The sequence below is a fragment of the Rhodococcus sp. 7Tela_A2 genome, assembly GCF_049311045.1.
GTDB lineage: Bacteria > Actinomycetota > Actinomycetes > Mycobacteriales > Mycobacteriaceae > Rhodococcus.
Genome location: NZ_JAXION010000122.1, coordinates 1 through 12,438, shown reverse-complemented (window position 1 = coordinate 12,438; position 12,438 = coordinate 1). Strand labels below are relative to the sequence as shown.

At 67.5% G+C, this 12,438-nt stretch carries 11 protein-coding genes and 1 pseudogene; 4 read left to right on the top strand and 8 right to left on the bottom strand.

The genetic code is table 11. The features are described from left to right. Nucleotides 1-37 precede the first annotated feature (37 nt). Nucleotides 38-433, bottom strand: a complete 396-nt coding sequence (locus TVH25_RS18185) for a YciI family protein (RefSeq protein WP_169620143.1) — start codon at nt 431-433, stop codon at nt 38-40. Between the two features lie 112 nt (nt 434-545). Between TVH25_RS18185 and TVH25_RS18180 the strand changes: the two genes are divergently transcribed. Then, on the top strand, nt 546-968 hold the full coding sequence (locus TVH25_RS18180; protein ID WP_422425093.1) for a hypothetical protein: 423 nt from the start codon (nt 546-548) through the stop codon (nt 966-968). A 100-nt stretch (nt 969-1,068) separates the two neighbouring features. Here the strand turns inward: TVH25_RS18180 and TVH25_RS18175 are convergent, their stop codons facing one another. Beyond that, the gene (locus TVH25_RS18175; protein WP_422425092.1) at nt 1,069-1,248 is read right to left on the bottom strand and encodes a hypothetical protein; all 180 of its coding nucleotides are present in this window, start codon (nt 1,246-1,248) and stop codon (nt 1,069-1,071) included. 399 nt (nt 1,249-1,647) lie between these two features. Here TVH25_RS18175 and TVH25_RS18170 point away from each other — a divergent pair, with 399 nt between their 5' ends. Beyond that, nucleotides 1,648-2,640, top strand: a complete 993-nt coding sequence (locus TVH25_RS18170) for a hypothetical protein (protein ID WP_422425091.1) — start codon at nt 1,648-1,650, stop codon at nt 2,638-2,640. Then, complete coding sequence (locus tag TVH25_RS18165) at nt 2,637-3,629, top strand: hypothetical protein (RefSeq protein ID WP_422425090.1); 993 nt, start codon at nt 2,637-2,639, stop codon at nt 3,627-3,629. The genes TVH25_RS18170 and TVH25_RS18165 overlap by 4 nt, the downstream gene beginning before the upstream one ends. A 518-nt stretch (nt 3,630-4,147) precedes the next feature. Here TVH25_RS18165 and dnaE read toward each other — a convergent pair. Genes dnaE through lspA form a run of 5 tightly spaced genes read right to left on the bottom strand, consistent with a single transcriptional unit; the run spans nt 4,148 to nt 10,884 of the window. Further along, nucleotides 4,148-7,684: a DNA polymerase III subunit alpha gene (dnaE, locus tag TVH25_RS18160; protein WP_169620147.1), complete on the bottom strand. Its 3,537-nt coding sequence runs from the start codon at nt 7,682-7,684 to the stop codon at nt 4,148-4,150. Between the two features lie 38 nt (nt 7,685-7,722). Continuing rightward, the gene (gene rarD / locus TVH25_RS18155; protein WP_346765067.1) at nt 7,723-8,643 is read right to left on the bottom strand and encodes an EamA family transporter RarD; all 921 of its coding nucleotides are present in this window, start codon (nt 8,641-8,643) and stop codon (nt 7,723-7,725) included. A 52-nt stretch (nt 8,644-8,695) separates the two neighbouring features. Next, on the bottom strand, nt 8,696-9,343 hold the full coding sequence (locus TVH25_RS18150; RefSeq protein WP_422425089.1) for a hypothetical protein: 648 nt from the start codon (nt 9,341-9,343) through the stop codon (nt 8,696-8,698). Nucleotides 9,344-9,346: 3 nt separating this feature from the next. Further along, a complete protein-coding gene (locus tag TVH25_RS18145) occupies nt 9,347-10,255 on the bottom strand; it encodes an RluA family pseudouridine synthase (protein ID WP_206036640.1) in 909 nt (302 codons plus the stop codon). A 14-nt stretch (nt 10,256-10,269) separates the two neighbouring features. Then, nucleotides 10,270-10,884 (bottom strand): signal peptidase II, encoded by a 615-nt coding sequence (gene lspA / locus TVH25_RS18140; protein WP_206038928.1) that lies wholly within the window; start codon nt 10,882-10,884, stop codon nt 10,270-10,272. Between the two features lie 158 nt (nt 10,885-11,042). Here lspA and TVH25_RS18135 point away from each other — a divergent pair, with 158 nt between their 5' ends. Further along, the gene (locus TVH25_RS18135; protein WP_169620151.1) at nt 11,043-11,999 is read left to right on the top strand and encodes a hypothetical protein; all 957 of its coding nucleotides are present in this window, start codon (nt 11,043-11,045) and stop codon (nt 11,997-11,999) included. Between the two features lie 94 nt (nt 12,000-12,093). Here the strand turns inward: TVH25_RS18135 and TVH25_RS18130 are convergent. Beyond that, a pseudogene (locus TVH25_RS18130) lies at nt 12,094-12,438 on the bottom strand (hypothetical protein); the annotation flags it as partial.

Here is a 12,438-nt window from a genome sequence, read left to right as displayed (position 1 = left end):
GTCTCGCGCCGCCACACATCCTCGCCGACCGTGGCAGTCATTCGCTGCTATCGCCTCCGGGCCACATGACGGGCCGCAGTTCGACGGTCTCACCCGGCCCGGCGAACCTTGCGACAATCTCCTCGGCGCGACTCGGTGAGTCGACGTCGATCATGAAAAAGCCGGCCAGGTGCTCCTTGCTCTCCGCGTAAGGTCCGTCGCTGGAGGTGGGTTCCCCGGCCTGCCAACGGTACAGCTTCGATGCGGCTGGATCTCCGAGCGCTTCGCCGCCGAGCAACTCGCCACTCTCCTGCATCTGACCGAGCAGGGACTCGAAGTCGGCGTTCATCCTCTCGCGCTGTGCCTGCGGCAGCGCCTGGTGCTCTGCCAGGTAGTCACCGGTCGGGTGGCCCCAGGGCTGGGGATTCGAGTGGATAAGGATCACGTACTTCATCGGTCTGCCTCCCGTCGAGGGCCGCCTCTCGGCCCATCTAGTGTGACATCGGAGCCGGCCGATCATCTTCGACACGATCCGAAAATCGAGGCGCATCAGAAGGTCTCTGCAGATGAGTGCACTTGTCAGCAGACCTCAGGACGAACCCATGACCGACAACCATCCGCTGCTTCGCGCACTGTCGATGCAGGTGGAGCGAGTCCCCCAAATCCTCGTCGAACTGTCGGAGAGCGAGCTCCGCCAATCCGCCGTGCAGTCGGGGTGGTCTCCACTCGGTATGAGCGTCCATGTACGAGAGGGAGTGCGCTTCTTTCTGGACGAGATCATGCTCGGCAACGCTCCCAACTACTCCGTACCTGGCGACTTCGAAGTCGATCCCGGCCTCAACGGCACTGAGGTGCTGGCGGTTCGAGCGCGTCACCACATCCGCGCTCAAGGGGTGTTGTGCATCTCCTCGGGGAGACCAGCTGTCATCTCGGACACCTCAACATTGCCCGCGAAGTCATCGATGGGGCAACTCGGGATTTGGAGATAGGAACCGATGACCTCGACACAAGTGCCGTCGACGAGATGGCGTTGGTGTCGGCTCGCGTGACAGGCCACCGCGAGAGCAACCCATAGCGACTCCTTGCTGGTCACGCCGCTTCAGGACTGGCAGCCGGTGGCACCCAACCCTTGGCGTAGGTGTCGACGTATTCCTGTCCTGTTCGGGACCGGATCGCGGCCATCACGGCGTCAGTGGCTGCGCGTACGCCGTCGACGCCGGCTCTCCGATAGACGGACAGATCCAGCGGTTCGAGGGTCTCGCCCACCATCCGACGACGCCACCACGGCACGCTGCGATCGGGCGTGGTTCCAGTGATCGCGACCGGAACGAGAGGTGCTCCGGTTGGTTCAACAGTCGACGACCGCGCCGGACCCGGCAGAGGTGGCCGCCGCCCTGTGGGTGGGCATCCACGGAATCGCAGTCCTGTCATCGACAGGGTCACTCGAGCTAGCCACGTCTGGGGTGAGTACCAACGAACCGATCGACCGCGTCGTGCACAACAACCTCCGCTGATCCGGCAATGCATCTGGCGTCTAAACGCAGCGTCGGAGCCAGCGCCTACTACCCCTGCGTCACCGCTCCGTCCCTAGGGATTTGCTGAGCGATACAAGCTAAGGCAGGTATTTTCATCTATGCTTGTATCCTCAGGCAGAGGGGGCGAACCAGCATGAAAGAGACAGCACAGCTCCTCACCAACGCGGTAGAACTGCTGCGCCGAGCCGGCATCCGCATCGCGTCGGGCTCCCTGCACGAGCTGGACCTGACGCTTCCCGACGGCCGTACGCGGTCCACCATCGTGCGAGTGCGGCGGCGTCCCCCCACCCCACACACGCTCACCGCCCTTCGCAAAACTCCGATCCCGGCTCGCCACCTGCTGATCGTCACACCACACGCCACCCCGCACCTGCGCACTCTCGCCTTGGATGGCGAAGTCGACGTGATCGCCCCCGGTGAGAATCTGATCGTGCTCGGTGGCACCCGCTACCCGGTGGCACCCGAATCCGCCCCCCGGCCCGCGTCCGCCGGGCACCCGGCCCGCGGCCGCAAACCGTGGACCCGCTGGGCGATCGAACGGTTGCTCCTGTTGACCGACCAGCCGATGCCCCAACGAGAACTCGCAGCGACTTTGGACGTCACCCAGCAGGCGGTGTCGCTGGCGCTGCAACAGTGCCCTCACGTGCACCGGACCCCCGCGGGCTGGGTCGCCGACTCCCGCGAGGCACTGCTCGAGGACTATCTTGCCGACTATCCCGGCCCGGGCGGTGCGACGACGTACTGGTACGGCGCGGACCCGGTTCTCGCCCAAGCGGCCACCGCGGTGGAGTTCTGCACCGACCGGGGTGTCACCGCCCTCCTCAGTGGGGATGCGGCCGCGGACGTGTACGCACCGTGGCGTCTCCCCGCTCAGGCCGTGCTCTATGTCCCGGAGTTCGTCGACGTGGCCACGGCCGGGTTCGGTCCCGCCTCCGACGAGGAGCACACCCTGGCGATCACGGTGCCGGCGGATCCGACACTGTGGCGCACCGCCGCCGCAGCGGGCGAACCGGCACTGCTGGCCGATCCGCTGATCGCCGTGCACGATGTGCTCCACAGTTCCGGTGCCGACGCACACGAGGCCGCCGAGCACCTGCTCGCCGCGATCAAGAAGGGTGCACTGTGATAGAGGTCGAAGTCCTTGCCGCATCGAACGCGGCCGATCGCGGGCTGCGCGCCCTCGCCGATCTCGCGGCAGCGGCCCACGGCAGCAACTATCGGGTGATCGGCGGGCACATGGTGCACCTGCTCAACCGGATCTATCCGACGACCGACTCGGTCGCTCGGGTGACCGCCGACGCGGACGCCGGCATGGACACCGTCGCCGCTGCCGACAGCGCTCTGCACGACGCGCTCGTCGAACGCGGATACCGGCTGGTGACAGGCAATCACTACGAAGCGCCCTCCGGCTCGGCGACCCCACTGTCGGTGGACCTGCTGGTCCCCAGCACCAGCGGACGACCCTTGGCGAAGATCGAGTACGACGGCCGAGGATTCCATGCGATTCCCGGCCTGAATCTCGTGCTCGCCACCGACGCGCTCGACGTGCGGGTCCGCGCACGCCTGACCACCTCCGAGACGTTGCTGTTCGAGGTGCCGGTCCCCGACGTCGAGCAGGCGGTCGTGCTCAAAGCGCTTGCCTGGCGCAGCCGCCTCGCACCGAAGGACGTCACGGATCTGTGCGCCCTGTTGGTCATCGCCCACGAGTATCGGGATCGGCTCCCCGAGTGGAAGCTCGACACTCCACACAAGGGTGCCCGTGGCGATGCGGCCAAGGCACTGTTCGCTCTGGTGTCGATGATCGACCGACGCCGCCCGGTCGACGGCCTCACGATCGCGCCGGGCCGTCTCGCCGCTCTCATCCGCACACACGTCGCCGACCCCGATGTGAACCCAAACCGACCGGGTAGCCGCACCGAGGCCGGGGTCGAGGTCGCACCCGATCGCAGCGGACGCGACGCCCTGCTGTCCGCACTGGCTGCCGCTGCGGCAGCGCATGCGCAGCAGCCGCGGTCTGCCCGAACCAGCGAGCCACGCATGGGCGGTCACTCATCTTCTGGTCTCGAATCCGCACCCGATCCTGCACGCAAAGTCGATCCAGAACCGGGCGCGTAAGCAGTCGAGAAGGGCTGCAACGCTATCCGGTTTTCGGGGTCGGCGGGCTCGCCTGATATGGCTGCACTCGATGATGCTGTCGTTGACCGCGGCCGGCACCGTGTCGTCGGTTCGTACAGGTCGATGCGGTCGAGGGCGTCGGCGACGCCGCTGGGAGCAGCGGTGATCCCGATCCGGAATCGGGTGTTGATGCGCAGTCTCACGTACGGCGAGCTTTCGCCGGGTCGGTGGGTGGCGCACACGAGACGCCGCAGTGCGGCTGCGCGGCGATCTTCTGTGGCAGCGGTGCCGGATTCGGCGGGGGCTGCCGAATCGCCCACTGTCGACAACTACCCCGCTACCGGGGCCTTCGAGCGCGAGGGCCTTCTCGTCTATCCCGAGCCACCAGCGCATCGCGCAGCTCGGTGTAGGGGTTGCGCGGCTCGGGCCCGACTCCGGCTTTGCGGTGTGCCGCGGTCGCGGAACAACAGCTGGAACACCCCGACCCCGGAGCCCGGTCCCGAGTCCCGAGTCCCCGGTCAGGTCGCCAGACAGCTGGGACCGAGCAGCGCCTTCAGGTCACCCATCAGCGCGGACGAGGGTTCGACGCGCAGACTGTCGTCGAGTCGGAGCACCGTGACCTTGCTCCCCGTGATCAGTCGCACGTTCACATCGGCCGTCCCCGGATGCCTCGTGAGCACATTCTTCAGCGCCCCGACCTTGTCGGGAGTGCACAGCCGTGTCGGCATGGACACCGACACCGGTTTCGCGACCCCGATCTGGGACAGGTCGGGTACGGCGAGGTCGTTGGCGATCAACGAGATTCGGTCGTCGCGGACGGAGACCCGCGCCTTGACGAGCACCACCGAGTCCTCGACGACGTCCATGCCGTAGACGGCGTAGGCCTGCGGGAAGAAGAGCACCTCGATGCCGCCGGTGAGGTCTTCGAGCTGAGCCGACGCCCACGCGAGACCGTTCTTGTTGATGCGCCGGTTCACCGACGCGAGGATGCCGCCGACGGTGACCTGCGTACCGTCCTTGAACCCGCCCTCGAGGATCGCCGGAATGTGCGTGTCGGATTGGGCGGCGAGTACGTGCTCGACACCGTTGAGGGGATGCCCCGAGACGTAGAGACCGAGCATCTCGCGTTCGAGCGCGAGACGATGCTTGCTGTCCCACTCCTCGTCGGGGATCTTCACGTTGAACACCGACGCGACCGACTCGTCGGCGTCGGCGCCGCCGAACAGGTCGAACTGGCCGATGGCCTCGGCCTTCTTGGTGCTCATCACCGCGTCGATCGCGTCGGCGTGCACGAGCATCAATCCCTTACGGGGATGCCCGAGCGAATCGAAACCGCCTGCCTTGATGAGAGATTCGGTGACCTTCTTCGAGCAGGCGACCGTGTCGATCTTGTCGAGGTAGTCGGAGAAGTCGGTGAACCTCCCCTTCTCCTCACGGGCCTTGATGATCGATGCCACGACGTTGGTGCCCACGTTGCGCACCGCGCCGAGCCCGAACCGGATGTCCTCACCCACCGACATGAAGTTGGTGTGCGACTCGTTGACGTCGGGGGGCAGCACGGTGATGCCCATCTTGCGGCAGTCGGACAGGTAGATCGCGGCCTTGTCCTTGTCGTCGCCGACCGAGGTGAGCAGACCCGCCATGTACTCGGCGGGGTAGTTCGCCTTCAGGTACGCCGTCCAGAAGGAGACGAGACCGTAGCCGGCTGCGTGCGACTTGTTGAACGCGTAACCCGCGAACGGGAGGATCGTGTCCCACAGGGCCTTGATCGCCGGCTCGGAGAAGCCGTTCTTCAGCATGCCTTCCCGGAAGCCCGCATACGCTTCCTCGAGCACCGAGAGCTTCTTCTTACCCATGGCGCGCCGGAGGATGTCGGCCTGCCCGAGCGAATAACCGGCCACCTTCTGAGCGATCTGCATGATCTGCTCCTGGTAGACGATCAGACCGTAGGTGTCGGAGAGGATCTCCTTGAGCGGTTCCTCTAGCTCGGGATGAATCGGGGTGACCTGCTGCCGGCCGTTCTTACGGTCGGCGTAGTCGTTGTGGGCGTTCATGCCCATCGGGCCGGGGCGATACAACGCCAGGACGGCGACGATGTCCTCGAAGCCGGTGGGCTGCATCCGGCGCAGCAGATCGCGCATGGCGCTGCCGTCGAGCTGGAACACGCCGAGGGTGTCGCCGCGCGCGAGGAGTTCGTAGGTCGCCGGGTCTTCGAGCGGAAGAGTGTCGAGATCGAGATCGATCCCGCGGTTGACCTTGATGTTCTCGATCGCGTCACCGATCACGGTGAGGTTGCGCAGCCCGAGGAAGTCCATCTTGAGCAGGCCGATGGCCTCGCACGACGGGTAGTCCCAGCCGGTGATGATCGCGCCGTCCTGCGCACGCTTCCACAGCGGGATCGCGTCCATCAGCGGCTCGGACGACATGATCACCGCGCAGGCGTGCACGCCCGCGTTACGGATCAGGCCTTCGAGACCTTTCGCGGTCTCGTAGATCTTCCGCACGTCGGGGTTCGAGTCGATCAGCGCGCGCACCTCGACGGCTTCCTTGTACCGCTCGTGGCTCGGATCGGTGATGCCGGACACCGAGATGTCCTTTGCCATGATCGGCGGCGGCAGCGCCTTGGTGATCTGGTCCGCGATGGCGAAACCGGGCTGCCCGAACTGCACTCGGGCGGAGTCCTTGATCGCAGCTTTGGTCTTGATGGTGCCGAACGTGATGACCTGCGCCACCTTGTCGGTGCCCCACTTCTCCGAGGCGTACCGCACCATCTCGCCGCGGCGGCGGTCGTCGAAGTCGATATCGATATCGGGCATCGACACGCGCTCGGGGTTGAGGAATCGCTCGAAGAGCAGTCCGTGCGGGATGGGATCGATGTTGGTGATGCCCATCGCGTAGGCGACGAGCGAACCCGCGGCCGAACCACGACCGGGTCCGACCCGGATACCGACCTCCCGAGCGTGATTGATCAGGTCGCCGACGACGAGGAAGTAGGCCGGGAAGCCCATCTCGTTGATGACGCCGATCTCGTAGTCGGCGCGTGCGAGGTACTCCTGCGGCGGGCCGGACGGGAACCTGCGGTCGAGTCCGCGCATCACCTCGTGGCGCAGGAAGCTCTCCTGGGTGTGGCCTTCGGGCACCGGGAAGATCGGCATGCGGTCGCGGTGGGTCCACACGTCGTCGTACGGCTGCACGCGTTCGCCGATCAGCACCGAGTTGTCGCACGCGCCGGGCACCTCGGCGTCCCAGATGGCGCGCATCTCGTCGGCGGACTTGAGGTAGTAGCCGTCACCGTCGAACTTGAACCGGGTGGGATCGGAGAGCGTCTTGCCGGTCTGGATGCACAGCAGCGCTTCGTGGTTCTCCGCGGCGTCCTTGGTCACGTAGTGGCAGTCGTTGGTGGCCAGCGGCGGGATACCGAGCTTGTTGCCGATCTCGAGCAGGCCCTCACGGACCCGGCGTTCGATGGACAGACCGTGATCCATCAGTTCGAGGAAGAAGTTGTCCTTGCCCCAGATCTCCTGCCACTTCGCTGCGGCCTCGAGGGCCTCGCGGTCGTGGCCGAGCCGCAGGCGGGTCTGGATCTCGCCCGACGGACAGCCGGTGGTGGCGATGATGCCCTCGGCGTGCGACGCGATGAGTTCTTCGTCCATGCGCGCCCACTTGCCCAACTGTCCCTCGATCGAGGCCAGGGAGGACAGCTTGAACAGGTTCCGCAGGCCGGCGGCATTCTCCGCGACCATCGTCATGTGGGTATAGGCACCCGAGCCGGAGACGTCGTCGGACTTCTGGCTCGGGTCGCCCCACTTGACACGCTTGGTGTCGAAGCGGGAGCCGGGTGCGACGTATGCCTCGATACCGATGATGGGCTTGATGTCGTACTTCTTGGCGACGTTGTAGAACTCGCTGGCGCCGTACATGTTTCCGTGGTCGGTCATGCCGACGGCCGTCATCCCCAGCCGCTGCGCCTCGGCGAACAACGGGCCGACCTTGGCGGCGCCGTCGAGCATCGAGTACTCGGTGTGGTTGTGCAGATGAACGAACGAGTCAGCCACGCGTGCCTCTCCCGGGATGTCTGTGGGCACCGACGAGTCTAAGCCGAGCTACCGACAGCCTTGACCGCGGCGCGCCCACGACGCGACCGGATCAGCGCGTCGGTGCTGTACACCACAAGCGCCACCCAGATCAGGACGAAACCGATCCACCGCGACGCCGGCATGTCCTCGTGGAGGACGAGCACCCCCCACGCCATCTGCAGGCTGGGCGTCAGGTACTGCAACATCCCCAGCGTAGCCAGCGGAACGCGTTGGGCGGCAGCCCCGAACAACAGCAACGGCACGGCGGTGACCACCCCCGCGGACATCAGCAAAGCCGTGTGACCCGCACCGAAACCGAGGAAGGTGCCGGCCCCCGTCACAGCGAGAAAGATCACGTATCCCAGCGCGAACGGAGCCGCGACCACGCCCTCCCCCGCCAGCGATGTCCTCGGGTCGAGTGGCACGACCTTCTTGATCACTCCGTACAACGCGAACGACAGCGCCAGCGTCAGCGCCAGGACCGGGGGCCGCCCGTAGTCGACGGTGATGACCAGGACCGCACACACCGCGAGCACGAGCGCAGCGATCTGGGCCGGCCGCAGCCGCTCGCGGAAGAACAGCACGCCGAACAGCACGCTCACGAGCGGATTGATGAAGTACCCCAGTGCGGTTTCGACGACGCGCCCCGACGTGACCCCGTAGATGTAGGTGCCCCAGTTGACCGCGATCGCCGCCGAGGCCGCCGCGACGAGTGCCCAGGTGCGCAGGGACAGGCCGCGCAGCGAACCGAGCCTGCCCATCACGGCGAGCACGACGACCATGAGCACGAGCGTCCACAGCACCCGGTGCGCGAGGATCTCGATGGCACCGGCCGGCGCGAGAAGCCCGAAGAAGGCGGGAAAAAGCCCCCAGGACAGGTATGCGCCGAGGCCGCACAGCACGCCTGTGCGCAGAACGGGAGCGGTCGGGCGGTTCACGAGGACACCGTACGGCTGCGACGATCCCGGCTCACGCCGAGGGCGGACGATCTCAGGGTTCGGCGTCGTCCGGGCCGGGCACGACGGTCTCGGCATGCTCGGGCAGCAGCGGGATCAGGGAGAAACGTCCCGCGACGGCATCGGACGGGAGTACTTCCACCGCGCGTACTGCCGGGTCGTCGGCGGCGGCACGCCACTGTGCGGCGGTGCCCCGCCCCGCGCCGCCGCCGCCGCCGGCCCCGCCCGCGGCCAGCCCGTCCCCCGCCCCCCCCCCGCTCCCCGCCGCCCCGGCGGGGCCCGCCCCCAGGCGCCGCCACCCGCCCGCCGCCACGAGCGGAGCCTTGCGCAGCGCCTCCGGGTGCGCCGACACTGCCACCGGGACGAGCGGCGTCTGCACTCGGTCGATCGGAACGCGAAACAACACCTGCCCGATCCGCAGTTGCCCGGGCAGAGCCGCGACGGCGGCCGTGTCGACCTCCCGCTCGAACGAGATCAGGCCCCAGTGCGGGGCGTCCGGTTCGCGTTCCGCGTCGGCAAGGCTCGCGTCGGCGCGTGCGAGATAGTCGGCGACGAGTTCACCGCTGTCCGGACCGAGGCCGTCGCTCCGTACCGAGGCGGGCCGCACGGGCGAGAGCCACCCTGCGACGAGCACGGCGAGAACGAGGACGGCGACAGCCGCCCACGGGAGCGCGCGCCTCATCGGTCAGGCGCTGCGGAGCACGTCGAGTGCGTGTTCCAGATCGGCCGGGTACTTGCTCTCGATCTCGATCCACTGCCCCTGGGTCGGGTGCGCGAACCCCAGCGACTTTGCGTGCAGCCACTGGCGCTCGAGACCGAGCCTGGCCGCGAGGCGCGGGTCGGCACCGTAGGTGAGGTCGCCGCAGCACGGGTGCCGCAACGCCGAGAAGTGCACCCGGATCTGGTGCGTGCGGCCGGTCTCGAGGTGGACGTCGAGCAGGCTCGCGGCCTGGAACGCTTCGATGGTGTCGTAGTGGGTGACGCTGGGCTTGCCGTCCGCGGCCACGGTGAATTTCCAGTCGCTGCTGCGGTGCCGGCCGATGGGTGCGTCGATGGTGCCGCTGCTCGGATCCGGGTGGCCCTGCACCAGCGCGTGGTACCGCTTGTCGATGGTGCGCTGCTTGAAGGCGCGTTTGAGCACGGTGTAGGCCCGCTCGGAGGTCGCCACGACCATCACCCCCGAAGTCCCGACGTCGAGACGGTGCACGATGCCCTGCCGTTCGTGCAGACCGGACGTGGAGATGCGGAACCCTGCGGCTGCGAGACCGCCGATGACGGTCGGCCCGGTCCACCCCACGCTCGCGTGCGCCGCCACCCCGACGGGCTTGTCGACCGCGACGATGTCGTCGTCGGCGTACAGGATTTCCATGCCCTCGACGGGCTGTGGCTCGATGGTCAGCGGACGCGGCGGCTCGGGGAGTTCGACCTCGAGCCACGACCCGGCCGAGAGACGATCGGACTTGCCGACGGGCGTCCCGTCCACGAGGACGGCGCCCTCCTCGGTGAGTGCGGCGACGGCGGTACGGGACAAACCGAGCAGGCGGGCGAGGCCGGCGTCGACACGCATCCCGTCGAGCCCGTCGGGTACAGGCATCGACCGGGTTTCCCTCACTGGCGGCTTTCCTTTCCGGTGGTGTCGGATTTCGTGGACCTGCTGCCGTTCGGCTCGATACCGAACACGGTCAGCGCGACGAGGAGGATCGCTCCGCACACGATCGCGGAGTCGGCGACGTTGAACACCGGCCACCATCCGACCGACACGAAGTCCACCACGTGACCCTGCAGCGGGCCGGGGGAACGGAAGAGGCGGTCGGTGAGGTTGCCCAGCGCCCCGCCGAGTACCAGGCCGAGGCCCAGCGCCCACCAGCGCGACTGCAGTGTCCTCCCGATCTTGATCACGCCGATGACCACGCCGATCGCGACGATGGTCAGCAGCCAGGTCATGCCCGTGGCCATGGAGAACGCGGCACCGGGATTACGGACGAGCGTGAGCGTCACCGTGTCGCCGACGATGGACACCGGATCGGCAGGATCGATGAAGCGGACGGCGAGCACCTTCGTCACGAGGTCCGCCACGTAGATCAGGAACGCGAGGACGAAGAGGGCGCGGGTCGCCCGACGACCGACCGGGGACTTCACCGCGCCGTGCAAGGGTTCCTCTGCCGCGTCGGGCAGGGGTGCCGCTACCGCCTCGGGCAGGGGGGCCGCTACCGCCTCGGGCAGGGGTGCCGCTACCGCGTCGGGCGTGGGCGTCTCCACCGCCCTCGGCACAGCGGGATCGCCCGCGGGATCGGGGCGGGAAGCTTCGTCAGTCACCTTTACATCATCCCCTACCCGCACGAGTGAGCGGTCACCCCTCCCGCCGTGGCTACCCTGGTGATGTGCCTGTGCTGTCCAGATTCCCTCACCCGAGGCCGTGTGCCCTCGCCGCCGTTCTCTCCCTCGCCGCGTTCGTCACCGGATGCGGCGATTCTTCGGAGGGCGCCCCTGCTACATCCGCGGCGACATCCTCCGAGGTGACGGTGCCCGTATCCGCGGTGACGACCACGGTGTTGGAGGCGGGCAGCGAGCCCCGCGCGGTGGTGCGGCTCGCACCTCCGGCCGACGTCGAGCAGAACGTCGTGCTGACCACCCGCTCGGAGGTGTTCCAGCAGATCGACAAAGAGCCACGTCAGGACTTCTCCACTCCCGAACTCAACCTTCCCCTCGCCGCGTCGGTGACGCAGGCGGTCTCCGACACCCAGCCGAGCACGCTCGTCGACATCGTTCTCGGCGAAGGGACGTCGCCCGATCCGATGCTCGCGTCGGCGCTCGCCGACGCTGCCGGCTCCCGGGCCGGGCTGACGGTCGCCCCGACCGGCGCGATCAGTGCACTCCGATTGGCGCCGACGGTGGAAACGGCGAACGTCGCCCGCTCCGCGATCGAGCAGGCGTTCTATCAGTCCGTGTACCGCATGGTCTCGTTCCCGGACGCCGAGATCGGCGTGGGCGCGGTGTGGCAGATCCGTCAGCAGGTGATGAGCGCCGGCGTCACGATCGACCAGGTGAGCACCGCCACGCTGGTCTCCGACGACGACGAGCGCGTCACCGTCGACGTCCGGGTCGAGCAGACACCGCAGGGCTCGGTGTGGATGCTGCCCAACGGACAGGGCCAACTCGACATCGAGCACTACACGATGGCCGGGGAAGGCAGCATGACATTCGATCCGATGCTTCCGTTGCCCGTCGAGGGGACACTCGTGCTGTCGGGCGACCAGGTCTACGTCGACCCCGACGCCACCACCCGGCTCGCGCAGTCGCAGGTCGACCGCGTGGAATGGCACTCCCCCGAGAACTGACCGGGTCCGAACAGCGAAAAACGGTGCCCTACGCGGAAATACGCGTAGGGAACCGTTCTGTGCCTAACCCTTGTATCAGGGTCGGGCAGGGATATCAGGGGCAGGCAGGGGTCTGCAGCTGCGCGGCCGCGACGATGCCGCAGGCGTTGTTCTTCGACAGCTTCCAGACACCGTCCTCCGCGACGAAATCGACGGTGCCGGTGGCGACCTGGTCGCCGAGCTGGGTTTCGATGCCGGCGGTGGCGGTGCCGTTCTCGTTGTCGTTGACGTCGATGATGGTGATCACCGCACCGGCCTGCTTCGCAGCGATGGCGACCTGGTCGATCAGGGTGGGATCGAGCTCGGCGCCCTGCACCAGGTCGGTCTTCTCCTCGGCGGGCACGGTCTCGTCGAACGCGCGGTCGAGCGAGGCCTGCAGTTCCTCCGGGGTCGGGACGGG